General features: G+C 38.1%; 26 protein-coding genes and 1 pseudogene. 7 read left to right on the top strand and 20 right to left on the bottom strand.

Features of this window, described 5'->3' with window-relative positions; translation table 11 throughout:
* Positions 1 to 16 precede the first annotated feature (16 nt).
* Entirely contained in the window at positions 17 to 3,148 is a 3,132-nt protein-coding gene (locus tag ACJ9PY_RS09890) for an AAA family ATPase (protein WP_411739904.1), read from the bottom strand.
* Complete coding sequence (locus ACJ9PY_RS09885; RefSeq protein ID WP_095679709.1) at positions 3,145 to 4,290, bottom strand: exonuclease SbcCD subunit D; 1,146 nt, start codon at positions 4,288 to 4,290, stop codon at positions 3,145 to 3,147. Before ACJ9PY_RS09885 ends, ACJ9PY_RS09890 begins: the two co-directional genes overlap by 4 nt.
* Before the next feature lie 468 nt (positions 4,291 to 4,758).
* Here ACJ9PY_RS09885 and ACJ9PY_RS09880 point away from each other — a divergent pair.
* Both ACJ9PY_RS09880 and ACJ9PY_RS09875 read left to right on the top strand, forming a co-directional pair.
* Positions 4,759 to 4,950, top strand: a pseudogene (locus tag ACJ9PY_RS09880) (IS5/IS1182 family transposase); the annotation flags it as partial.
* Between the two features lie 2 nt (positions 4,951 to 4,952).
* Entirely contained in the window at positions 4,953 to 5,108 is a 156-nt protein-coding gene (locus tag ACJ9PY_RS09875) for a transposase (protein ID WP_098187409.1), read from the top strand.
* Between the two features lie 143 nt (positions 5,109 to 5,251).
* Here the strand turns inward: ACJ9PY_RS09875 and ACJ9PY_RS09870 are convergent, their stop codons facing one another.
* The 6 genes from ACJ9PY_RS09870 to ACJ9PY_RS09845 form a co-directional block, all read right to left on the bottom strand.
* Positions 5,252 to 5,680: a DUF2621 domain-containing protein gene (locus ACJ9PY_RS09870; protein WP_034312903.1), complete on the bottom strand. Its 429-nt coding sequence runs from the start codon at positions 5,678 to 5,680 to the stop codon at positions 5,252 to 5,254.
* Between the two features lie 80 nt (positions 5,681 to 5,760).
* The gene (locus ACJ9PY_RS09865) at positions 5,761 to 6,066 is read right to left on the bottom strand and encodes a DUF3219 family protein (protein WP_095394913.1); all 306 of its coding nucleotides are present in this window, start codon (positions 6,064 to 6,066) and stop codon (positions 5,761 to 5,763) included.
* 128 nt (positions 6,067 to 6,194) lie between these two features.
* Positions 6,195 to 6,422, bottom strand: coding sequence for a sulfurtransferase TusA family protein (locus tag ACJ9PY_RS09860; RefSeq protein ID WP_034312908.1), 228 nt, complete (start codon positions 6,420 to 6,422; stop codon positions 6,195 to 6,197).
* A gap of 41 nt (positions 6,423 to 6,463) precedes the next feature.
* Positions 6,464 to 7,519, bottom strand: a complete 1,056-nt coding sequence (locus ACJ9PY_RS09855; RefSeq protein ID WP_411739903.1) for a YeeE/YedE thiosulfate transporter family protein — start codon at positions 7,517 to 7,519, stop codon at positions 6,464 to 6,466.
* Between the two features lie 166 nt (positions 7,520 to 7,685).
* Positions 7,686 to 8,162, bottom strand: a complete 477-nt coding sequence (locus tag ACJ9PY_RS09850) for a CcdC family protein (RefSeq protein ID WP_034312912.1) — start codon at positions 8,160 to 8,162, stop codon at positions 7,686 to 7,688.
* 423 nt (positions 8,163 to 8,585) lie between these two features.
* Positions 8,586 to 9,293: a cytochrome c biogenesis protein CcdA gene (locus ACJ9PY_RS09845; RefSeq protein ID WP_411739902.1), complete on the bottom strand. Its 708-nt coding sequence runs from the start codon at positions 9,291 to 9,293 to the stop codon at positions 8,586 to 8,588.
* A 246-nt stretch (positions 9,294 to 9,539) separates the two neighbouring features.
* Here ACJ9PY_RS09845 and ACJ9PY_RS09840 point away from each other — a divergent pair, with 246 nt between their 5' ends.
* The 4 genes from ACJ9PY_RS09840 (at position 9,540) to ACJ9PY_RS09825 (ending at position 12,368) form a co-directional block, all read left to right on the top strand.
* Positions 9,540 to 9,713 (top strand): aspartyl-phosphate phosphatase Spo0E family protein, encoded by a 174-nt coding sequence (locus ACJ9PY_RS09840; protein WP_072272814.1) that lies wholly within the window; start codon positions 9,540 to 9,542, stop codon positions 9,711 to 9,713.
* A gap of 946 nt (positions 9,714 to 10,659) precedes the next feature.
* Positions 10,660 to 11,058, top strand: a complete 399-nt coding sequence (locus tag ACJ9PY_RS09835) for a DoxX family protein (RefSeq protein ID WP_095679715.1) — start codon at positions 10,660 to 10,662, stop codon at positions 11,056 to 11,058.
* Positions 11,059 to 11,548: 490 nt separating this feature from the next.
* The gene (locus tag ACJ9PY_RS09830) at positions 11,549 to 11,881 is read left to right on the top strand and encodes a hypothetical protein (RefSeq protein WP_411739901.1); all 333 of its coding nucleotides are present in this window, start codon (positions 11,549 to 11,551) and stop codon (positions 11,879 to 11,881) included.
* A gap of 91 nt (positions 11,882 to 11,972) precedes the next feature.
* A complete protein-coding gene (locus tag ACJ9PY_RS09825; protein ID WP_328145171.1) occupies positions 11,973 to 12,368 on the top strand; it encodes a hypothetical protein in 396 nt (131 codons plus the stop codon).
* A 533-nt stretch (positions 12,369 to 12,901) separates the two neighbouring features.
* Here the strand turns inward: ACJ9PY_RS09825 and ACJ9PY_RS09820 are convergent.
* The 10 genes from ACJ9PY_RS09820 to ACJ9PY_RS09775 form a co-directional block, all read right to left on the bottom strand.
* Positions 12,902 to 14,023: an NADH-dependent flavin oxidoreductase gene (locus ACJ9PY_RS09820; protein ID WP_264640878.1), complete on the bottom strand. Its 1,122-nt coding sequence runs from the start codon at positions 14,021 to 14,023 to the stop codon at positions 12,902 to 12,904.
* A gap of 79 nt (positions 14,024 to 14,102) precedes the next feature.
* Positions 14,103 to 14,417 carry a thioredoxin gene (trxA, locus tag ACJ9PY_RS09815; RefSeq protein WP_034312928.1) on the bottom strand — a complete coding sequence of 105 codons (315 nt, stop codon included), beginning with the start codon at positions 14,415 to 14,417 and terminating at the stop codon, positions 14,103 to 14,105.
* 49 nt (positions 14,418 to 14,466) lie between these two features.
* Entirely contained in the window at positions 14,467 to 14,850 is a 384-nt protein-coding gene (locus ACJ9PY_RS09810; protein ID WP_057276124.1) for an IDEAL domain-containing protein, read from the bottom strand.
* Between the two features lie 100 nt (positions 14,851 to 14,950).
* Complete coding sequence (locus ACJ9PY_RS09805) at positions 14,951 to 15,370, bottom strand: RrF2 family transcriptional regulator (RefSeq protein ID WP_034312932.1); 420 nt, start codon at positions 15,368 to 15,370, stop codon at positions 14,951 to 14,953.
* Positions 15,371 to 16,187: 817 nt separating this feature from the next.
* A complete protein-coding gene (locus tag ACJ9PY_RS09800; protein ID WP_034312934.1) occupies positions 16,188 to 16,403 on the bottom strand; it encodes a YneF family protein in 216 nt (71 codons plus the stop codon).
* Between the two features lie 84 nt (positions 16,404 to 16,487).
* The gene (sirA, locus tag ACJ9PY_RS09795; RefSeq protein WP_411739900.1) at positions 16,488 to 16,928 is read right to left on the bottom strand and encodes a sporulation inhibitor of replication protein SirA; all 441 of its coding nucleotides are present in this window, start codon (positions 16,926 to 16,928) and stop codon (positions 16,488 to 16,490) included.
* 296 nt (positions 16,929 to 17,224) lie between these two features.
* A complete protein-coding gene (gene tkt, locus ACJ9PY_RS09790) occupies positions 17,225 to 19,228 on the bottom strand; it encodes a transketolase (protein WP_411739899.1) in 2,004 nt (667 codons plus the stop codon).
* A 229-nt stretch (positions 19,229 to 19,457) separates the two neighbouring features.
* The gene (locus tag ACJ9PY_RS09785) at positions 19,458 to 19,691 is read right to left on the bottom strand and encodes a DUF896 domain-containing protein (protein ID WP_034312941.1); all 234 of its coding nucleotides are present in this window, start codon (positions 19,689 to 19,691) and stop codon (positions 19,458 to 19,460) included.
* A 65-nt stretch (positions 19,692 to 19,756) separates the two neighbouring features.
* Complete coding sequence (locus ACJ9PY_RS09780) at positions 19,757 to 20,413, bottom strand: recombinase family protein (protein WP_034312943.1); 657 nt, start codon at positions 20,411 to 20,413, stop codon at positions 19,757 to 19,759.
* A 19-nt stretch (positions 20,414 to 20,432) separates the two neighbouring features.
* Positions 20,433 to 20,744 carry a LysM peptidoglycan-binding domain-containing protein gene (locus ACJ9PY_RS09775; protein ID WP_034312946.1) on the bottom strand — a complete coding sequence of 104 codons (312 nt, stop codon included), beginning with the start codon at positions 20,742 to 20,744 and terminating at the stop codon, positions 20,433 to 20,435.
* 154 nt (positions 20,745 to 20,898) lie between these two features.
* Here ACJ9PY_RS09775 and lexA point away from each other — a divergent pair, with 154 nt between their 5' ends.
* Positions 20,899 to 21,522 carry a transcriptional repressor LexA gene (gene lexA, locus ACJ9PY_RS09770; protein WP_034312948.1) on the top strand — a complete coding sequence of 208 codons (624 nt, stop codon included), beginning with the start codon at positions 20,899 to 20,901 and terminating at the stop codon, positions 21,520 to 21,522.
* Positions 21,523 to 22,001: 479 nt separating this feature from the next.
* On the opposite strand, the gene ACJ9PY_RS09765 is transcribed toward lexA, so the two are convergent.
* Both ACJ9PY_RS09765 and ACJ9PY_RS09760 read right to left on the bottom strand, forming a co-directional pair.
* Positions 22,002 to 23,534 carry an esterase/lipase family protein gene (locus ACJ9PY_RS09765; RefSeq protein WP_411740258.1) on the bottom strand — a complete coding sequence of 511 codons (1,533 nt, stop codon included), beginning with the start codon at positions 23,532 to 23,534 and terminating at the stop codon, positions 22,002 to 22,004.
* 731 nt (positions 23,535 to 24,265) lie between these two features.
* A complete protein-coding gene (locus ACJ9PY_RS09760) occupies positions 24,266 to 24,490 on the bottom strand; it encodes a helix-turn-helix transcriptional regulator (protein WP_034312951.1) in 225 nt (74 codons plus the stop codon).
* Positions 24,491 to 24,516 lie beyond the last annotated feature (26 nt).

Genomic DNA, 24,516 nt, shown 5'->3' with positions numbered 1-24,516 from the left:
CATTCTTTTTTCTTGATTAACCAGCAAAATAAAAGGACGTCCGACTTCCTTTTTGTGTCGAAATGACTTGAAGCTGTGCATCGATTCTTTCTTTCAATTCCGGGACATGGGATATTATCCCGACCAATCTCCCAGTGCTTTGTATATCCATTAATGCTTCAATTGCATGATCAAGAGATTCAGGGTCGAGCGTACCGAAACCTTCATCGATGAACATCGTTTCAAGTGAAATTCCGCCAGCATTCTGCTGGACAACATCCGCAAGACCCAAGGCAAGTGCAAGGGAAGCCTTAAAGCTCTCTCCTCCCGAAAGGGTTTTGACATGCCTCTCTTGTCCTGTATATTGATCATACACAGATAACTCCAGACCGCTCTGGATATTCCTTCGTGTAGGATCAAGCTTTCGCAATAACTGATATCTTCCGCTTGTCATTTTCAGCAGCCTTGAATTGGCTTCTTTTAAGATATCATCTAAAAAGGCTGCCAGTACATAACGTTCAAAAGTTATTTTGAAGGAGTTTTGACCTTTGGAAATCTCAGACAGATGACCGACGATACTGTACCTTTCATCCAAACTTTTCTGTTCTTCCCTAATTTGCGCCAATTTCCTTTGAATTTCTTCGTTAGTCCGTTTTTCAGCCTGCAACTCATTCTGTTTTTGGCGTAACGACTCCAATTCTTCATCTATGAAATCGAAGGTCTTTTTCAATCCTTCAAGATCCGGTTTGGTCACATCTTTTAATTTCATTTCCAAATCATGAAACAGACTTAAAACACTTTGCCAATTTTGATTATACTGCTGAACTTGGTCCTCCAAGTTTCCAAGAGCTGCTTCCGATATTTTTGCTGCCGTATATTCTTTATAATTGGAAAAACCTTGATTGGTCATATCCGCAATTAACTTTTCCCGCTCCTCTTTCAATTCTGTATTTAAAGCCTCGATATTTCCACTTAGGGATTCTTTTTTCGCACTGATGGCCGATTCTCTTTCCTTCACCAGTTGAAGGTTTTTTTGTGCATCTTCCAAGGCCGATTGTAAGCGTTGCTGCGTATTTACAGCCATTAGATAAGCTGCATTATATTCTTCCTCTGTCCGTATTCCGTCTGGCAGGGAATCGGTTAATCCTGTTAGTTTTGTAGAGTTTTCAATATACCTGGTTTTTTCTTGGTCCTCTTTTCTCTCTAAAGAGATCAGATTTTCCTTTAGCTCGGATGCTTTCTCTTTTAAATCCAGCAACCTTTTTTCCAGATCATTTAATACTGACTTTTTCCGCATCAATTCTTTTAGCTGTTCTTGCAGCACTTTTCCTTTTTGTACAAACTGTGTCAAATGCTCTTCAATATCCTCAAACTTAAACTCCGGCATGTCATTTTGTAAGTCACTTAGCTTCTCTTGTGAAGACTCTAACAGTGCGTCATATTTGGATTTCGCTTGATAATATTCACTTTCAGCTTGGCTTTTTTGTTGTTCCGCCGTTTTCAGCTTGTTTTCTTGCTCTTTCAGTTCAAAATCCGTCGGCATATGCTCATGCATCTGTGCTGGTTTTGGATGACTTTGTGAACCGCACACAGGACAATTTTCTCCAGAGTGCAGCATGGAAGCAAGCATACCCGCTTGGCCTGATCGCCAGTTTCTGTTCAGGGTTTCCAGTTTTTCCTTCTCCTGAATTTGTATTCTTTGTAACTCCTGGAACCGATTATTCTTTTCATCCAGCACTCGTTTCGTATTCTGGATTTCATAAAGAACTTCTTGAAGCTTTTTAATTTTCGATAAAGCTGAATGATTTCTTTCTGCTTCAATTTCCTGATCACGATAAAGAACAGCCGCTTTTTCCGCTTCTGTTTTTTCTTGAGCGACTTTCTCAGCTTCCGCTTCGACCGACAAATGTTCCGAAACAGTTTTTTCACGAAGTCGTTTACAAGTTTGCCACTCTTTTTCATCTAAGGTAACCTGTGCTTTTAAGCTTGCAAAAGTCATGACAGCCTCTTTTACCTGCTCAAGCTGATGAACAGCTCGGACTGCCCGCTCTCTTTCATTTTCCTTCAACATTTCCTTATCATAGCAATCCTGCTTCTCAATGCGCTCAGTTCGTAACTTCTCGGACTGCTCGCTTAACTTTTGAAGTTCGGCATTCGCATCTTGCACTTGTTTGCCAATTCGCAAATAGTATTGTTCCTGCTTTTCAAGTGAAGCCGCTTTGTGTGCCATTTTCATTTGGACTTTCACTTGTTCCATTTCTGGCAGCTTTGCTTCAAGGGCCTCTTTTTCTTTTCGAAGTTTTTCTTTTTCCGAAAATCGATTTAATAAATCGACAGCTTTTGAAAGCTCTTGATTTACTTGATCACGAGCTTTTTGCTTTTCCTGTATTTGGTTATTTATATATTCATTTTTTTCTGTTGCTTGCAAAATGACTTCCTGTAACAACGGTAAAACCTGCTGTTCATTAGGCTCTTCCCCTTGCAATTGCGCCTGCAGCTCTTCATGATTTCCAGGATGGATGCCTTTCATCAATTCAATTCGCCGCTGAGCACTTTTTTCGCTTTGCTTTCTTAGGATGGAAGCCTCTTCTTTTAATTTTTCTTCTATTCGTTTATAAAGTTCAGTATGAAATAATTTCTGGAGAATCTGTTCTTTATCCTTGCTGTCGGAAGTTAACAGTTTTCGGAATTCATTTTGTGGAATCATCAGGATTTGCCGGAATTGGTTCGCATCAAGTCCAATGAGTACTTTAATTTTTTCTTCAACTTCCCTTACATTCGCACCCAGCAATTTTTTTCCTTCAGGCAATACCTCATATAATTCAGCCTTTGCTCCAACCGTAATTGTTCCTTCACCTGCTTTTTTCTTCCGTTCCTGCTGTGGCGACCGGGTCACCAAATACGTTTTTCCACGCAGGATAAATTGTAATGATACTTCAGTCAACAGATCATCTTCGGCAAACTGACTTCGTAAATCTTGCCCGCTCCGATCTTCACCGCTGGCTTTTCCATATATCGCAAAACTAATCCCATCAAATATCGTTGTTTTCCCTGCGCCTGTCTTTCCAGAGATGACAAACATGGTCCGTTCCCCAAGGGAATTAAAGTCAATGGTTTCCCTTCCTGCATATGGTCCGAATGCCTGCATCGTTAAAATATCCGGTCTCATTTCAAAGCCTCCTCTTTCTTAACAGCTTCAATTACCGAAACCATCAAATCCTGCTTTTGTGAATCAAAGTCCCTATCTGTCATTTCTTGATAAAACGTTTCAAACAGGTCCAATTCTGATTTCCGTTCATCTTTTACAGAAGTGAAGGAATTTTTCCTCCTAAGGTCGGTCAAATCCCACTTTCGCTCCAGATGAAGTACGTTCGGATAAATCTGACGCAAGCGGTTAATAGGATCGATGAGTGCCCCCTCATCATTTAGTGTTATTTTCAAATAGTCATCCCTTTTTTGCGATTGATAGAAAGCGGGATCAAGCAACTCTTCCATAACCCCGGATATTTCCCTCATATCGAACTTGGGTGCCAAAGAACGATAACGAATATCAAAGCTTCCATCTTCTTGCATATCGACGATGGAAAGCGATTTATTCTGCTTGGCCTCGGAAAAAGAATATTTTAATAGTGATCCAGAGTAAAACACCTTAGGATGACGTATCGCGTCTGGGCTATGTAAATGCCCAAGTGCCGTATAATCGAATGCATCGAATAAGTCGGATGAGACACAGCCAGAACCACCTACCGACAAGACCCTTTCCGAATCGCTCGTTTTTCCGCCTAATACAAAAGCATGTCCTACAAAGACATTCGGCTCATCACTATTGAAATTCTCGGCTATCGTTCCGGTTATCCGCTTCATTGCCTCTTGATGGGAATGGATACTATCATCTTCAAAAAGATGGCGGACCGTCCCAGGTTCTGCATAAGGAACACAATAAAAGTTCACGCCCTTGATGCGAACCGGCTCACATGTTTTTGTCAATTTCCCATGAATGTATAACTGGCTATGACGATACCATGATGAACCGAATGCGAGTCTTTCCGCAGAATCATGATTTCCCGATATCGCAACGATCGGAGTATTCATTTTCACATTAATCGTATAAAGGATTTCATCAAGAAGCTCCACCGCTTCAGTCGGCGGAACGGAACGATCATATAAATCACCGGCAATCACAACCGCATCCGGTTTTTCCTCTTCGACAATTTCTATGAATTGCAAGAGCGCATGCCTTTGGTCATCTGTCATATGTACCCCGTGAACGATTTTACCTAAATGCCAATCAGCCGTATGGATAAATTTCATAGTTTCACTCCGTCCTAAATTTTACTTACTATTATTATATCAAAAATTTAACGAATAGCATGGTTTGGGTACAAACGTTCTAATTTTTACCACACAGCTCCATTCTTTTGCATGATACATAATGAAAAAAGCAGACTCCAAATGAGTCTGCTTCTGAATGTAGACAAACTCAATGAAAATCGAGTTTGTCTACATTTTTTTTGCTTGTACAAATTTTGACGTTGATTGGAACGTAGGCACTCGCTTTCCGCGGACGGTCCGCCCTCGGCGCACTCGCGCCTGTGGGGTCTCCCTTAGACTCTCTATTCCCGCAGGAGTCTCGCACACCCGTTCCAATCAACTATGTTTAAAAATTTGGATAGAACTCCTTTTGCCTACAGTCTTTTTTGTTTTAAAATAAATCTATTAAAACTTGAGGTGATGAGGATGCTTTCGAAACATCATTCTATTCAACGAGAATAACGTGAAATGATTACTTTTAATCAACTGGTGCCACCGAACCATTTGATTCGTAAAATGGAGGCTTCCATTGACTTCACTTTCATTTATGACTTGGTGAAAGATATGTATTCAGAGGTAGGACGCCGAAGTAATGATCCAGTTATTTTAGTTAAACTGACATTCATTCAATATACCTTCGCTATTCGTTCCATACGACGATTATGTGTGTATTCGGGGATGCAAAAGAAAAGCAAGGTATGCGTTGGACTACTTTAAGGGGAATTAAAAAATTGTCGATGAAAGCGATGCTTACTTTCACTGCCATTAATTTAAAGAAGATGGCCATGTGGACATGGCAAGGTCCTAAAATAGCATAACCTAGTGGCTCGAAGATCCCAAATCTCTTAACCTTTGGTCAAAATTTCAAAGGGAATTTTAAAAGGGGTTCGAAATTTTTTATTCTGAACCCCTTTTGTCTACAAACTGAAGCAGACTCCAAATGAGTCTGCTTTTTTCATCATTAGCTGAATAAATGTTCATATGGACCCATATTCACCTTTCTTTCAGCTAATTTTTTTTGCAAAAATTTATGGTCCCGCTTTGGTGTGGCAATGATATAGCCGCGTATCACTAAATCTTCGGTAATATCGCCCGCTTTTTCCTTTAGCGCCAACTCCCCGATTTTTCCCGCAATCTTATGACGTGCAACATCACGAAAAAGTTCTGGCACAGGGCTCACTAAATCTTCCAGTAATTCCTTTTGCTGCTTTGACCATAAGTGCTTTGTTTGATCCAAATAGTATTCTTCCCAATCCATATCGGATTTCCCATCTTCTTTTGGAAATCTTTTCAGGAACTTTCGAAACATGAAAAAGCCACCTATGCTCATCAATATAATTAAAAGGGCTACCCAAAATAGAATGAACCATAAAAACCATCCGCTAAGCAAAGTACCACCTCATATGTATAGAATGATCGTCACTATTATTATAGACAGTAACCCATATCTTTACAAGACTGGCAATGCAATCATTCTTGACCGTTCACTTCCAGCAAGACGAGTGAAAAATCCCCTACCGCATTTTCTTCATATAGATTCGTGACCGAAGTTGCATAGTTAAAAATCTCTGCACGAAACTCCTCGTTTGACTGTGGAATCTTTAAATCAAAAACCATCTGATAAAGAAGTGTAGTAATATCATGATATTCACTATGTGTGACCTTGAAATTGAAACTGACTTTTCTGATTTCCTTACCTTCAGAATCCTTTACAGTTTCAAAAAGAAAATCCGTAACTTGCAGCGGAACATCGTTTAAAATGACCTCGTCAACCATTATCAACATCTCCTTAATAAAGTGGTTAAAGACATGTTATCACTAGAAACTCTCAGCGCCAATTATTCAACCTTGAAAAAATGAAAAAACGTGCACAGGAAACTTGAGCACGTTTTCTTCAAATCAATTTACTTTCCCTTTTTAACGATTATACGCCATTTAGCGTCATCGATTTGCTCGAACTCGGTGATTTCATGACCTTCTGTAGCAGCCCAACGCGGAATGCTCTCCGTTGCTTGTGTGCAATCGAAATTAATGATCAATTCCTCACCTTTTGCCATGTCCGCGATCGCTTCTTTTGCTTCCACTAAAGGGAATGGACATACCATTCCAGTCGTTTCCAATACTTTTGCCATTTATATTCCACTCCTTGATTAAAAAATTTTTGACTCGTATCTTAAGCCGCTTTGGATGCGGCGGCTGCCTGCTTTTGCTTACGGATGATCGTGAAATATGTTGCTACCCATGTACCCAGAAGGAAAAAGATAATCGCAATCCAACCTTGCCAAGCAAATAACGCCGAATTCACCAGGCCATTTCCGATTGTGCATCCCCCGGCAACACTTGCACCGAATCCCATGGTTACACCGCCAATTGCATTATTACGTAACGTTTTCATATCAGGCAAACGCCAACGGAATTCCCCGCTCCCTTTGGCAGCGATGAAAGAACCTAGGAAAATGCCTACTACTAAAAACGTCCCCCAATCGATTAACGCATCATCTCCGGTGATAAGGAAAGTTAAAATATTCGCGGAAGGCGCTGTAATTCCAAGTCCGAACATCCTCCCTGTCATTGCACTCAGCGGCCAAGCCATGATTGCAATAAGGCCGACCAATAATGCTGTCACAAAAGGATGCCAGCGTTTCTCGAATAAGATGTGGGCCACTCCGGTTTTTTTCGGTTTCATTTTAAAGATTGGAAGTTTCGGTTTTCTCAATTCACGAATCACCAATATGCCAACCAAGAGTGTCAAAATAATAACAAGAACCCAAGGCGAAACATTTAACGTTTCATGAATATACGTATTATTTGTACGATAAGATAACAGATTATCCCCTGCCACTTTCCATACACCATATTTCGTCATTGCTGCCCCTAGCATATATCCAAAAAGAGCAACCCAACTTCCGATCATGCCCTCTCCGGCACGATACCATGTTCCAGTCGCGCAACCTCCTGCCAGAACCATACCAATACCAAAAATAAAGCCACCCACAATGGTTCCCAGCCATGGAAAACCATCATTTCCAAACTGAATGACCCCTGTATCATTCAATGCATAAACACCAATACTTTGTATCGCTATAACAACAAATGTAGCCAAAAACATCCGTCCATCTTTAGCTAAAATCAAATCACGATATGCACCAACAACACAGAAACGGCCTCTTTGAAGCACAAATCCCAGCAGTAAACCACAAATAATCCCTAACACAATCATTTGTAACATGTACCGTTTCCTCCTTAAGTAAAATAATAATAATACTAATATAATATAATTCGGATGAAATTACTAGGTTTTTGGATTGATTTTTTTCTAATGAAGTTCCCATGCAAATGAAAAACCCGAGTCATCATGAATAACGACTCAGGTTTTGTAGATTATTCCTTTGATATCAAACCATACTGCCTCCGCCGAAACTGGCTGCTTTAACTTTCTTATATTGGTAAAGCATGGCAATTCTCCACGGAACGATCATCGCAAAAGCAAGTAAGAAAAACATTCCGCTCAATACACCGATTTCAATCGTGCTTCCAAGCATCAGCTTTGCCACCAGTCGAATCACCATGAGACCAATCAATATGAATATGAACGCTTTAGAGCGCAGAATATAAATTTTTTCATCTCTAACTTCAAATTTAGATGTTTTGATCAATAAGATGGAAAATAGCATTCCTGCAACAAGAGCCTCCAACAATTCGTATCGAGTGACCCTGAACATCGGGAAAATAAACATCAAGGCACCGGTACTCATAAACAGCGGCGGTAAAATGATTTTCTTTTCATTCACTGGTTTTTTCGTTTCCTTCATCCGTAATATGAAAACACCTATAGCCATCACAATCGCTATACCTGTTGATATATATATCATCTCTTAACCATCCCTTTTAACTAATAATAGGTAAGTACCATTAAAAATTATATATGACTTCAATTTATAAACAAAGTATATAGTACCTATTTAAGATAAACAAGGAGGTGTTTATTAATTAAGCCCGCTATTGATGATGCTTCCAATTCCGGCTCGACAAAAGGCTTGTCGATAAAACCTTGGTCCCGGCTTCTATAGACTTCGTCAACCATTTTTGCATTATGAACATCGCTGCCTGAAGTTCCTTCTTAATTTCTTAAATCAGGATTTAATTTCTATATAATATTCATTGCTTACCGCCCAATCCCGCCTTCATCAACCACTTAGTGACTGACCTTATACCCAAAATCAACGAAATGGGCACCATAAGACCTAATAGCTGGCCTCAATTAGAATAATATTGAAAAATTAACTTATTATGGACTAAAAACCTGTAAAGCCACCGAATAGTCTAGACAGGACTGCAATTATTTTGGTCATCCAATCAAAAAATAAAACCACACCCATTATAATCATTAAATATCCGCCAATCTTCATGATGTATTGGCTGTACTTTTTGATCCATTTCAACTTTCCGACAAAGAAGGATAATATGAAGAACGGGATGGCAAATCCTAAAATATAGGCAGTCATATAGCTCATGGCAGCACTTGGATTCGTTGCCCCCAATGAAATGACAGCACCTAACAGCGGACCTGCACAAGGAGTCCATCCAGCGGCGAAGGCCAGTCCGATAAGAATGGAACCTATATATCCGCTAGGTCGATTCTTGAATTCAAAACGACTGTCTTTCATCAAAGATTTCGGCTGAAAGATTCCTACAATGAATAAACCAAAAATGATAATCAGGATAGCACCAATCTGACGAATTAATTCTTTGTAATCCGAGAAAAAGGAACCTAAGTATGAAGTGCTAAAACCAATTGCAATAAAAACCAGGGAAAACCCAAGAAGGAAGAATAAAGTATGCAGCATGCTTCTTCTTTGGAGCATGACGTTCTCGGATTTGATTTCACCTACACTCATACCAGTGATATAAGATAAAAAGGCCGGATATAGCGGTAAGCAGCAAGGCGAAATAAAACTCAGGAATCCCGCCCCAAAAGCTAAAAACATATTAATATCATTCAAATAAGCTCACTCCTATGTATGTCAACCTATAAACATTGTAACAAATAAGATAAAAAAATACATTTATGGAACTGTGAATATTTCATGACAACCAATAGCTTATAACTGGATGGGCGACAGGCTAAGTTAACTTATTTGAATTCATTAGTCCAAGCCGATATAATTGTTATATTCATACAGATTTTACAACGAACACATAAATTAAGGGTACCTTGAAATAAATGTTGGGGCCAGAAAGGAAATATAATGGCTAAAAAGAATGAATTTCTCGAACAGATTGAAATAAAGAGAAATGAACTTATCAAAATTGTCGCTAAAGATGGTTTAAACTCTCATGTTGCCGTTGAATATAGCCAGCAACTTGATCAGTTACTAAATAAATATAATGAACTTTTTTATAAAACCGGTACAAATTTTTAATCCAGTACATCTCCCATTGATAACCACATAAGTTATTATATGATTTATTTTGCTGTCAATCTCCCCTTTTTACCTTCTTTCTCAATTAGGATACTTAGGCATGACCTTTGCAATATAAGAAAACAGGCAACCGCCATGGGCATTGCCTGTTTTTCCATTTAAAATAATGCATAAGAATCTTTTTGCATCGGAATGTCGAAGCATAGTTTGTCACAACAGAACAGCAGAAGATTCAGCAAAGACGGAAGTACCGTCCGGACCACTTCCTACCCCAGTGTGATACGTTATTTAATCCTCGTTGCAGCACCCTACACAACACATATGAGTATTTTCGATTATCTAAACACCTTAAGTAATGGCCGCCGGTTCTTAATCAATTTCTTAACTGTATTTCCAAGTCGGCGGCCTCAATTGATTTCCATATATATTGATCACGAGTAAATGCGCGGAATTCACGAGTAAATCAGCTAAACTCACGAGTAAATAGAGCGAATTTACGAGTAAATCGTGTAAATTCACGAGTAAACGCAATATTTACGAGGGCAACAGCTAAATTTACGAGTAAAAACAGCTAAATCTTCGATAAACGCAAAATTTATGAGTAAATCAGCTAAATTCACGAGTAACAGTGTGAAATTATATGTAAGATGTATGTAGCAGGAGGCATTCGTTTAAGAGATATCCCTTACAAATAAAAGGAATACTTTTTTCTACCTAAATATATTTATTTTCAAATTCAACCAGGAAACCTCACCTATCCTCGTTTCTTTTTCTAAAGCAATCATTTTAAATTTACATGATAAAAATTGTGTTTGACAAATCGATCAAAAAATATTATCTTTAATTAAAGATAAATTAACTCGAGATAATATCAGTGTATTTTTTTAAACATAAATCTCGAATTAAAGATATCTAAATTCAAAATAAACTCTAGGAGGAATCATAAATGATTGGTATTGGTTTATTAGTTATACGCTTAGTAATAGGGTTATCGTTTGTTGGACATGGAGCTCAAAAATTATTTGGGTGGTTTGGCGGTCACGGCTTGAAAGGTACAGGAGGCTGGTTTGATTCAATTGGGATGAAGCCAGGAATTACCATGGCCCTATTTGCCGGTCTATCTGAACTTATAGGCGGAGCGTTATTTGCTTTAGGTCTCCTTACACCCTTTGCAGGTATATTAATTGCACTTACAATGCTCGTTGCGATCGTTAAAGTCCATGGAGCAAATGGCTACTGGGCAACTCAAAACGGTTATGAATATAATCTTGCCATTCTTGCAGTGGCGATTGGCGTTGCGCTAACCGGAGCTGGCCCATACTCTCTTGATTCCTTTCTATTTTAAGGAAGCTTGGGTTTTATAATCCTATATTATGAAAAACACGGAGTTGGCTATAGCCACTCCGTGTTTTTACTTTTTCCCCATTATTAAGAAATTTTTCTAGTGGTTATCAAAGCTTATAACTAAGTGATAGTTACTTCGAGTATAGCTTACATAGGTTGTCCCATATTTAAATTAAATGGTTTCAATATTAAAATGCAAACTCCCTAAGCATCACTCTTATACAGTAATTTTCACAAAGGAGTTGGAATAATGCCATTAAATTATAGAGTACCATCGAATCCTATTCTTTATGTTCCTACAAAAGAAAATCTTGGATTGAAAACAATAGTTCCTAATTTGAAATATCATGTCTAAAAACTAAAACTCACATTCAAAAATAATAGAGTACAGTAATAACGAGAATGATCATTACCTCATGTTTTTTTGATTTATATTTTTAACGCTTGAAAAAAGGAAAATCCATAATAAAAAGAAAAAGGGGGAAAAATAAATGAGGCTTTTATCTTTTGTGACAGTATTTTTATTTTCTTTTAGTCTTTCTGCAACAGGATTTGCCGAGGAAAATGGTACAAGCGTTAGCAAAGAAAGGCTGACACCAGAAGAGTTGAATTATCTTGTAAATGAAGTCGGCAATACTCAAGAAGAATCCGAGGATTTACCTGTTGAAGTTTCAAGACGATTAATTGAAGAGGAGGCTAAAGTTATAGATTCTGGATCGGAATTTATGGTTATATATGATTTAGAAGTTACTAAACCAGGGCAAATCAGCACTTTTGCATCAATTGCTGCAACAACTTTAAAAATGGGGGGGAACTGTATATAAAGTAAAAAGTGATCGTTCAAAAGAAGATAAATTTTATATATACGGTAACTTTCAATGGCTAAAAACACCTTCATATACGTTAATTGATAAAATGACGATTGGTTTCCCTTCAGGTTCAGGGCTGTACCTGCCAACTAGTGGAGGGAAAGTAAAACAACACCAGCACAGATATTCTCAAGATCAACAAGGAAATGGACGTTGGATTGATTATGCAATCAAGTATTCTCCAAGTAATTGGGAACCAAGTGCTGGAGTGGCTGGTTCATATGATATAAGGGCTTCTACTAGTAAAACCAAGCATAAAGGTTATATTGGACAATATGTATATGTTCCCACATCCAAAAATGGTAAAATAAACATTAAAATAACGTATGGTCATAGAAGAATTGCTGGTACACCTTCTGTTTCAGTTTATCCGGCCGGTTTATCTATTACACCAACAACAGCTACAGATACAAGGTCATATGCATTGACGCTGTCTTATTGATCTGTTGTTAGAATGGGGGAGACCATGAGGCAAATTATTATTAATTTCATTTTCATTCTAATAATATCAGTGATTTTATTTTTTATCTTTAGCTATGATGCATCTTTAGATGAACATTTTATATTGTCTCTTTTACTTATCATTTCTCTGCAAATATCTTTAATATTAGCTATTCTGTTAAAAAGAAGATAACACCAGAAGAGCAACCATTAATTAATGGTTGCTCTTCTGGTGTTAACTAGCGTCCTTCCTACCTTTTCCACGCGTTCCGTAAAGAAAGCCCAAAATTTCCGAATGTATCTGCCGGTGAGGCTTAAGTGCTAGTCAATAAAAATTCTAAACTTTCCCCTGTTTTATTTCCGAATCAGCTTAGAAATAGAATGCTCAGTTATTCATTCGGACTCAATTTAAAATCACTATTTAGATTCTCATTCATATAAATGACTTTTCCATACATAAAAACCCGGATAAGAACACTTTTATATGTGTTTCTTAACCGGGTTATATAACCAAATCAGTACTTTTAAGAACTTTTATTCAATCCCCGGAAACCATCCTGGAGAGTGGATGATCGCTTGCCATAATGGGTCTGGAATATCAAGTTGCTGCTGATTTTCTTTGTTTATTTTGGTCACGATTTCAGCTTCTCTGCCTTGTTCCACTTTTTGTACCCATTCAGGATCAATTATGATTTCACGCCCTAATGCAATTAACGGAACCCCCGATTGCAGTGCTTTGATCGCATCATCTGCTGTATAGATGGAACCAACACCAATTAATGGAACTTGATCTCCGATACGTTCTTTAATGATCTCTATCCGAGGTCGGTCAACGTCGGTTCCCCGTCTTGCTTTCGACCAGAAATCCATTAATGAAACATGAAGATAATCCAGATCCTTTGTTACAAGCCCATCAATTAATGCAAGTGTATCATCCATTGTGATTCCTGGTGTTTCCGGTTCTTCCGGTGAAAAACGGTAACCTACGATGAACGGATCCTTGGCATGGTTGGCAACCGCCTTTTTTACTTCATCCACAACCGCTAATGGAAAAGTCAGACGCTTTTCAAGAGAACCGCCCCACTTGTCTTCACGACGGTTCGAATGCGGCGAAAAGAATTGCTGTAGCAAGTAACCATTTGCACCGTGAATCTCGACACCGTCAAATCCCGCTTCAATGGCACGTCTGGTGGTTTCACCAAAGTCGAGAATGATCGATTCTATTTCCTTTTCAGATAGTGGACGTGGAACTGCTTTCCCTTCACCTTCCGATGGGATGTTGCTTGCACTGACAACATCACCATTTACCAATTCGGGTGGAACCTCTCGGCCGCCATGAAAGATCTGGAGAATTGCCTTTGCCCCTTTCGCTTTAATCGCTGATGCCAAACGACTTAGACTAGGTATCAATTCATCCTGATCTCCGCCAAATTCCCCGTGAAAACCTTTGCCATTAGCCGTCACGTAAGTACATGCCGTTATAACCATGCCGACCCCGCTTGACCGACGTTCATAATAGTTAACTTCCGCATCGGTTACAGTCCCGTCAGGATTAGAAGAGAAATTTGTCATAGGTGCCATCACCAATCGATTTTTCACTTCTAATTTCTTTCCTAAATTGAACGATTCAAATAATGGTGTATATTTAGAATTCATTTAGTAATCCTCCATTAGTTACCCACCCTGTTGGTTGGTATAAGTCCTTAATTAAATATCATCCGCGTTATGATTATAATCATGCATACTTTGCGATTAATGCCGAAATGGCTTCTTTTGGCTGGAAGCCAATAGCTTGATCTACCTTTTCTCCATCTTTGAATAGAATAAGAGCTGGAATTCCCATCACTCCATATTCGCTCGTCGTATCTGAATTTTCATCCACATTAAGTTTAACGATCTTAACCTGATTACCCATTTCCTCATCGATTTCATTAAGAACTGGGGCAATCATTTTACACGGACCGCACCATGGGGCCCAAAAGTCAACCAATACTAAGCCTTCCTTGATTTCGCTAGCAAAATTATCATCTGTAACATGTTCTATTGTCATGATCATTTCCTCCTTGTATTATCCGAAATATTAATGATCTTTACTCACACTATTTAAAATCGAGTTTTGCGATTCTATTTCCCGGGATTTGAACCTCTGATTTCCGGGCAGTTATTTTCGGGTGGATTTTGATGGATTCCAATTTACCGGATAACTCCATAAACCATGTTTCATCTTTAGAAAGTAAAGCCAAATCAATTAAGGCCAAAAGATGAGCTTCGTTACTGACTTCTAGATCCGGCAGTTTTTCAGTCCATTTACTCGGAATCCAAATCGATTTCCCAACCGCTTTTTCATTGTCACTTTCAACTACATTCACTTTAACGATTTCTCGATTATCGCTTACGTTTTCAACGAAACCATGGATAAGTTCCCCATCTCTTGATTTTCCCTGTACCCAATCCCCATTTTTGAACAGATTGTTTTCAACCATTTCCTTAGCACCCCTTTTATGTTCATTTAATATTAAAACTATAGTTATTAACTGTATTAATAAAATATACATTTTGTGCAAAGAAAAAACTAAATCAATATCACGGACATTGTTTAATTTTTTCCAAAAATGTGCTGAGAGTTATATCTTCTAAATATTTTTCAAAATATAATTCAGCTTCATCAAATATTTGATCCATGACTACCTGGGTATTTGAAGATATGACACATTTTTTCTCCGGATCGCCTGTACACCACTTTGGTTTCAGGGTTCCATGTGAGACCGCTATATAAATATCCGCCAAACTTACCTCTTCAGGGTTACAGTCTAGTATATAGCCTCCGCCCACACCTTCTTTAGTCTTAACAAATCCCTTTTTTCTTAAGCTGCTCATCATTTTCCGAATCCTAGCCGAGTTTGTACAAACGTTTTCTGCGATGGACTCACTGCTTGCCATATGATCTGGTAGATAAGCTAAATAGACCAAACTATGCACAGCTATTGTAAAATCACTATTCACTTTACGTATCCTCCTCAAGGAGATTACTGTAATATTAATATTTACAGTTGATAAAGTCAACTCAAAAACCTCAACAGCTTCCTCCATTATATTTGATCAATTTAGTATTGCAGTGAAATCCCCACTTTACGCTTTTAATATTGCCCAAGTTATTGAGCCTTAAAGTAAGACTTGGTGATAATATTTATCCCTTAATTATAGATACACTAAATTGACAACGAATCCATTCTTTCTTCATGAATGGTTTTTCTATTTACAAACATTCAAATAAAAAACACCCGATTACTCGGATGATTACTTTAATCAATTTTTATAATCACTAACTCATTAATGGTTTAGCGCTTAAATAAAAAGATTAATAGAAAAGATTTATTATTTTTTACATTTAGATTTCAATTTGAATTTTGATTCCCATTTGTTGTCTTTAAATTTACTTTTGTGTTCAAATTTAAGCTCACACATAGGAAAACACACCTTACATTTTTTTACAAAATCATTTATCATTATAACCACCCTCCTTAATACTATATATGCATCTTTTGATAGAAAGTGTGGACAAGTATAATTTTTTGGAGAATTTACTTTCCAAATAAAAAACCCTCACATAGATGGAGGACTTACCTTACCATTCCAAAACAAAAACCACCTTTTCTGAATCATTCATTCAGAAAAAGTGGCTTAAGAAACAAAAATGAAAGATAAACCAAAATTTTATATAAAATCGGTAGAAGGATTCAGACTAAATCCATTTCGATATTATATAAAATTTTGCATCCAATCTTCCAAGAACATTGATATATCAAGGTTTCATGCTATCTTATTTTGTTTGTTGTTTATTCATGGCGCTCATCATTTGATTAATTTTCTTTTGGGATGGTTTCATACCCATTTGCATCATCATCATTTTCAACATCTGTTCGTTAATTGGCGGATTTTTCTTTAAGTAATCCATCATGTATTTACGAGCGATGAAAAATCCCAGCACTACTCCAGCAATCAATGCCAGTACGCCAACTAGAATGTAAACCCACATACTATTTCCTCCTTCATGTTGTCTAACATCAGTGTACTAGACCAAAGGTTATTATACAATACCCGCTACCGAAAAGTCCCCCATTTAGACAAATTTTCTTTCTTTTATCGGTTTTAACCAACCGTATTTTTCATGTTCAAAATCAATGGCCAGAAAACTCGCTTCATATTTTCGAATACTTTCAAAGAAAGCCGTTTCCGCTTCATAGTCTCCTTCAGCTTCAAGAGTAATGGAATCATTCTGAATGATTAAAACGGCTTTACTTGTTCCGTTTGTTTTTTCTAAATAGTATTTTCCATTTTGAGTCCAATAATTCATCTTTTTTTGCAAACGTTGTTCAATAGCTAACTGCAACTGGATAATCGGGACTTTTTTGGTGACATATTCGATTTGTTTTTGCAAAATACTCTTTAGTCTGCCCCTTGCTTGAATATATTCCAAAAACAAATTGAAAAATAGCTTTTCTCTTCCATAATAATGATGGGCAAATTCATCTTCGATTAAATAAATTTGATAGGTTCTCATCAGCCAATGCCTCCTAGCTTTCCCTATTTTGGTACGAAACATCTAACCACCAGCACCCTGTCCACTATTTTCCACTATTGATGACTTTCCCCTTTAACTGACACATTTAAACGAAATTTATTTATTCTCATTATATATTGACAAACAAAAAAGATATGTTGTTTGCTGGAGAAATTTTCTTCTTTTTTTGTCGAATGGAAGATTTCCTTTAGTATAGAAGCACATTCAATATGAAATAGGACTCTTTTGATAAAAAAACTGACACCAATCTAGTTGGTGTCAGTTCCGCATTATTGTTATTTAAGCATTTCTTTAACAAGAGCAACTACATTTTCTACAGTGAAACCGAATTCCTCCATGATTTTACCGCCTGGTGCAGAAGCTCCAAAATGATTGATGGCCAATATTTCACCCTCATCACCTGCATAACGATCCCAGCCAAACGGTGAAGCCACTTCGATAGCTAAACGTTTTTTCACTGCCGGATTGATTACGCTTTGTTTATATTCTTTTGATTGAGTTTCAAATCGGTCCCATGATGGCATGCTGATTACCGCAACATCAATTCCTTCGTTCGCTAAAGCTTCCTGTGCTTCCACAGCCAAGTTCACTTCGGAACCAGTCGCAAGAAGTAATGCATCGGCTACTTCTTTCTTAGAAGCAGAGATGATGTAAGCACCTTTTGAAACACCTTCATACGCAGTTTCGGAAGTGCCTTTTATTGTTGGCAATCCTTGACGAGTCAGTACAAGAGCAGTTGGTTTATTTGTAGACTCCATAGCCACTTTCCAGGCTGCTGCCGTTTCATTGCCATCAGCTGGACGGATTACCCCTAGGTTAGGCATTGCGCGCAATGATGCTAATTGTTCGATTGGCTCATGAGTCGGCCCGTCTTCCCCTACAGCAATGCTGTCATGGGTGAACACATAATTAACAGGCAGTCCCATCAGTGCTGCCATTCTTATGGCAGGACGTAGATAATCAGAGAATACGAAGAATGTTCCTCCATATACTTTTAAGCCACCATGAAGTGCCATTCCATTTAAAGCAGCACCCATAGCGAATTCACGTACACCGAACCATATATTACGGCCACTGTAATTACCAGGTAATAGATCTGTCTCACCTTTGATGGCAGTATTATTAGACCCGGCTAAATCCGCAGAACCCCCAATGAAGCTAGGGACCTTTTTGGCGATCGCATTCAGTACTTCCCCACTTGAAGCACGGGAAGCTAATGTCTTACCTTCTTCATAGACTGGAATTTCCTGATCCCATTCAGCAGGCAGTTCACCTTTAATTGCAAGCTCTAATTGCTGTGCTAACTCAGGATGTGCTTCTTTGTAATTTTTAAATAATTCATTCCAAGCTTCTTCTTTTTGAGCTCCTGCATCAACAACAGCTTCATTGAAGTGTGAATACACTTCTTCAGGTACATGGAAGTCCTTTTCGAATGTCCATTTGTATGCTTCTTTTGTCAATTTAAGCTCATCAGCACCCAGCGGAGCGCCGTGAACGGCAGATTTACCTGAACGATTTGGTGAACCGTAACCGATAACCGTTTTCACTTCGATTAATGTTGGGCGTGCTTCGTCGGTTTTCGCTTCTTCAATCGCTTTAGCAATTTCCTGAAGATCATTGCCATCCTCAACGCGGATATATTGCCATCCATAAGATTTGAACCGGTCTGCTACGCTTTCACTAAATGATTGACTTAAGTCGCCGTCAAGGGAAATATCATTAGAATCATATAAAACAACAAGTCTTCCCAGTTGTAGATGTCCAGCTAATGAAGCGGCTTCTGCAGAAACACCTTCCATTAAATCTCCATCCCCACAAATGCTATATGTATAATGATCGACCACATTATAAGAATCGCGGTTATAGCTTTCTGCCAAGTGACGTTCCGCCATTGCCATTCCGACTGCCATTGCGATACCTTGTCCAAGCGGCCCGGTAGTTGCATCCACACCAGCCGTATGTCCGAATTCAGGATGTCCTGGAGTTTTACTGCCCCATTGACGGAAGCTTTTCAAATCATCGATAGATAAGCCATAGCCTGATAAATGAAGAAGGCTGTATAACAGCATGGAACCATGTCCAGCTGAAAGAACAAAGCGATCTCTATTAAACCATTCTGGATTTTTCGGGTTATGGTTCATATATTCGGTCCATAGTTTATACGCCATTGGCGCTGCACCCATTGGCATACCCGGATGGCCGGAATTAGCCTTTTCAATTGCATCAATTGATAATGTACGAATCGTATTGATAGAAAGTGCATCTAATTTATCTAACATATTGTAAAAACATCCCTTCCTGTAATGTACCTCTTTATATTATAGTGACAAGCATAATATCACAACTAAAATCACTATTTAATGCCCCAATATTACAATTTTCTAGGAATAAGAAGTCACCTATTTAGATTAAACTAAATAGGAGAATACATACATGAATGCACTTTCTTTTTACTCCAAAATGCCAAAGAATCCTCAAATGGAATATTCCATCAGAAGAATCCAAGCATTAATGTAAATTTCGTTTTTCTTTTATATTTTTTATCTTTTGAGGAGTGACGTCATTACCCTCTGGATCCACGACTTTCACATGCTCCAACGTGTCGGACATGGATTTCCTGAATGTTTCCAAATACTCACTTCTCAATTGGGTTTGCTCTTTCGCTTCAACTTCCGTCAAGCCTTCACCCTTTGCCTTTTTAGAAAGTTCATTTATACGGGCTATTTTTTCTTTTGATAACATAATTTCGCTCCTTCATAATCTGCGGATATTGTCATGGTATTAAAAAAAAAGCGAAATTACAAGTTCTATGATTTACTTTCCTTTGTATTCATTTGATGTTCGAGAAAGCGCCTGTTCACAGTAGCCTTAGATACATTGTATCCAAAGCCCCTTAATGTGGCTGCGATTTCCGAGAATGTTAACCCATTGGCACGCAGTTTAATAATTTCTTCAATAGGAATCTCCATACGATCCCTTCCAGTGGAATTCCTTTGATTCTGAAGATTTTTTTGAGGACGGTACCCTTTTTCAACGGCTCTCATCATTCCGCGCTTTATTTTAAGATTATGTAGTTTCCTTTGATATTCTTCTACAATGCCCACTATCTGAATGACCATGGCATCCGAATCCGATAACTCCAGCTCCCCATCGTGTGAGAGAGTATAAATTTTCACATCTTCTTTAAGGATGACATGGAAAAGGGCTATTTTGGCATTCCCTCTTCCCAGTCTTGTTTCATCCTGGATTAATAGCACTTCAGCTTCTTTGGTTTTAAATAGTTCGAGCATGTCAAAAATGCCATCCCGATTCAACTCATAACCACTTGCCTGTTCTTTTATAATGGAGACAACTTCCACATCCATCTTTTCAGCCAATTTGACTAATTCATCTTCCTGCCTTGCCAATGATGTTTCCTGTGACTCTTTTTCGGTGCTGACCCTACAATAGATTACCGCCTTCATAATACCCTACCTTTACTACTTACTGCTCACTGGCCAAATTCTGGACAAGTTCTTCCCCTTTAACCGGTATGACAATGACTTGTCCAGGCTTTATCGAATCCGCACTGACTCCATTATTCTCTTCTATCCAACCAATGAATTCTTTTTTTGTCAAATTTGATTCTTCATATTCTTCGGCAATTCCCCATAGGGTGTCACCCTCGCTTACTTCTATAGAAAGGAAATCCTTTTTTTGATCATTGTTCAATGTACAAGAGAATAAAATTGAAAAGATGAATACTGATCCCGCTAATAGAATCGTATAAATATAATTTTTGTATAATTTTTTCATGATAATCCCTCCAAAGCGAATGTTCGTTCGTATGTTATGATCAAATTATAATACGAACGTTTGTTTCAGTCAACAACAAATTCGAACTTATGTTTGTATAGAGATGGGGGCCATGCTATAATGTAGCAAAGAACATTGGGGAAGAGGTGCACAAATGACAAAACTATCAAAACGGCAGCAAGATATTCTTGATTTCATTAAAGAAGAGGTCCGCCAAAAAGGGTATCCGCCTTCCGTACGGGAGATTGGCGAAGCAGTGGGACTTGCATCAAGTTCAACAGTACACGGACATTTATCCCGCCTGGAAAGTAAAGGCCTTATTAGACGTGACCCAACCAAGCCAAGGGCCATTGAAATAATGAATTTGGAGGAAGCGAACAATATTCCCAAAGTCAATGTCGTTAACGTGCCGTTACTTGGAAAAGTTACAGCGGGCATGCCGATAACGGCCATTGAGAACATTGAAGAATACTTTCCGCTTCCCGAAAGCATGGTTCCACATGATGACCATGTATTCATGCTGGAAATCATGGGTGAAAGTATGATAGAAGCAGGAATTCATGATGGAGATTATGTCATCGTGAAACAACAAAGCAGTGCCAATAATGGAGATATCGTCGTGGCGATGACGGAAGATGATGAAGCCACTGTAAAACGATTCTTTAAGGAACCGGATTACATAAGGCTTCAGCCTGAGAACTCAAATATGGAACCAATTATTTTACGAGATGTTTCGATACTTGGAAAAGTAATAGGCTTATATAGACAAATACACTAAAAGCGCTTCCCGCGCTTTTTTTGTTTGTTTAATTTATGTCCAGAATTCTCTCAATATGCATATGGAAGAGTAGATATTGAAATATTTTTTAATAGAATCTAGTTTCATGGGAATTTATACATCCTTTATAAGGGATGAAAGTTATACTATCGCCTTTCTGGTAATATGTACTTTGGAAAAAAGCTCATTGAAATAAAAAAAAGAGGATTTAAAATCCCCACTTTAATAAGGTTTAGATCGACCAAGTCATTCCACTGTTGAATCTGCACTTGTTGACAAGCATTTGCAAGTGCAGGGAAAAAAATACATATATTTATTTTCCCCCTATAACAAACTTCCAACCATATCCATCAGAGACCCGTTGAATTAATACTTCAATAAGTAATTACGACCTGGCTGTTTCCATTGGCTGAATTACCATTTCCCTAGTTACCCCTACCATCAAAATAATGCCTCCTCAACTAAGAGAAGGCATTTCGTTATTTCTCAATATAGACCGAACGAATCAGCGTCCGGGTTCTTTCAGTACCATCCACATTTTTTTCCTTAACATCTATTGTTACATTATAAACACCTGACTTAGGTACTTCTGGAAGGGTGCCAGTAAAATTTTCAGTATCCATTGCCTTAATTGAGTTTTTTTCACTAATTTCATTACCGGTTTCATCTATCAGATGAACCAAAAATGTTGTACTGATTGGTCTTTTTTTATCATTCATTGGATTCTTTATTAAAAATTTTGCATCTTTTTGCTTAACTTTACCGGCCATACTTAATGTAATGGGATTCTTTTCGTTAAATTGTGCTGTGAACAGGAAGGCGTCTTTTGGCGATTTAGTCTTCATTCGTACTTTCCAGTCACCAATTTCAAGGTTATTTCTGTAGAATGATTGGATGGTTGCACCATTAAAAAAGGAAGTTTCATTTTTGGCTGAATGAACCTTTAAGGAAGGTGAATACTTTTTATTGGATGGAGAAATCAATTCAACCTCGACATCATTTGAGGCTGTATATATGCTTATATTACCTGGGGCAGCTTCATTTACATGGAAGCTTTGTTCGACCCAGGCATTTTGTTTCAGGACATCACCCAGAACGGTTTGAGCGAGTGCGGTTGTAATGATATCATCTTCAACTCGTTCTTTATAATTGACATGATATGCAGGAATTCCAGCGGTGGATGTGCTTTTTAAATAGGGTTCAATTCTTGAAAATACAGCTGAGCCAACTCGAATATTGTCGTGATCAAAGTTGGGATCCGTAAATAAATGTGTTGCATAGGGTATTTTTGTACTCCATACATTCACCAGTCCATCATTTTCCCCATATGATGATAAATATTGTCCCCCCATTGATAAGGCTGATAGTACCGGGCCTCTGTTCATACCTGCCACAGTGAAATACAAGTTTTTACGAGAGTTGATATGGTTATCCGTGACAGAACGAAATTCAGCCATTTTACCAACTTGTAAAGAATAAGTTCCCTCATCTTTTTGACCTAATAAGGAACCAAGCCAGCCCGCATACCAGCTATAAGCCAAATCAGCTAAGTGCGAACCATGATGTGGGGAAGCTAAAGTGATCACCCTTCCAACATATTGGTGTGCTCCATAGTGGACTAGAGCCGCTTGGGTGTCTGGGCCCCCTTTGCTGTGAGCTATAATATTTACTTTTTTGCCCCCGAAATGGTTACTGATTTCTGAAAGCATTTGAGCTAAAAGCCTTCCATTGGCATATTGGCTCACTGACCCATTTCCAGCTGAATCATGAAGCTGAACAAAAACCGTTTGGTAGCCAGCTTCATACGCTTTGGTATACATATCATTGACACCATGATAATCCGTTTCGCCATACCAGCTGGTTGAACTGCCGTTTTTCCCTTGAACAAACACGATAGGTGGTTTGTTTGTATCAAGATTGGGAGGAATACTTCCAAGAAACCAATCCCCTGGACTGAAAGTTTCGGAGGGCGGTTTCAATTTTCCTGCTGAGGAAATGTCTGGCTTTGCCATAAATAATATGGTTAGAATGAGGACAAGAAAAACGACATAATTGATTACATTCCTTTTCAAGGGTTATCTCCTCCAATATCATCTGGAATTTTTTTGAACTCATCCAATTACCAATGCCCAGCTTCCATAGCCTTCATTAGTATATAATTGTACTTTTGCATACCATTACCTGCTATCTTCATAAAGATGGGAGAAAAAAACTAGAAGAAGTTTCATTTATAATAGAGAAAAAGTATGAAGATTTGACTTCCATTCATTTATGTATGTGTCTTTTTCATTTTATGAAGACGTGCTTTGGAGAAAACGGAATGCTGCCAATTCACGAAAATAGAGAACAAGCCCTTATCCTGCATAGGATAAGGGCTTGTTCATCCAGATTAACTTTTCCTTCGAATTTGCCATTGTCCATTTGCTCCTATTCATGGTGTTCAGAAGTCCGCCCTAAACATTAAGTAAATAATTTTCTTTAACGGCAATTGGCTGTCATTATTGGAATCTCAGTAACAATCGTATATTTGCACAAGAAGATTGGATTTGTACACCTTTAACTCCATACACGTATTTTACAAATGTTCTAATGTCAGCAGCTCCTATGCAACTTCAAAAGAATTATTTTCCCTTTCCTCTTTGTTCCCCCTTTCCATCGTTACTTGAATCTTGTCCTATGGAAGTCAGGATTGTATGGATTCAAATGGCCACTCTGTTGAGGAAATGCTGGTTCAATTGAAGTTTTAACTACATTTAAAGTGTAGGTCAGGGTCAAAAAAAATGATATCGTCAATCGAGAATCCTACACATTCAGCAAATAAATAAGCCTTATCGATTCGCAAAGGAATCTTATATTGCTCATAGTCAATGTAAGTCCTCTTGGCCATCTTCAGCACTTTAGCCATTTCATCTTGAGTTAATCCTTTATACTTCCTGGCTTGTTTAAGTGTGAACTTAACGCTTGTCATATCTTGTCACCCCCTATCTAAAAAAA

The sequence above is a fragment of the Peribacillus sp. S4 genome (assembly GCF_046715815.1).
Classification (GTDB): Bacteria; Bacillota; Bacilli; order Bacillales; family DSM-1321; genus Peribacillus; species Peribacillus frigoritolerans.
Note: the sequence above shows the minus strand (reverse complement) of the source record. Positions and strands in the feature narration are given on the sequence as shown.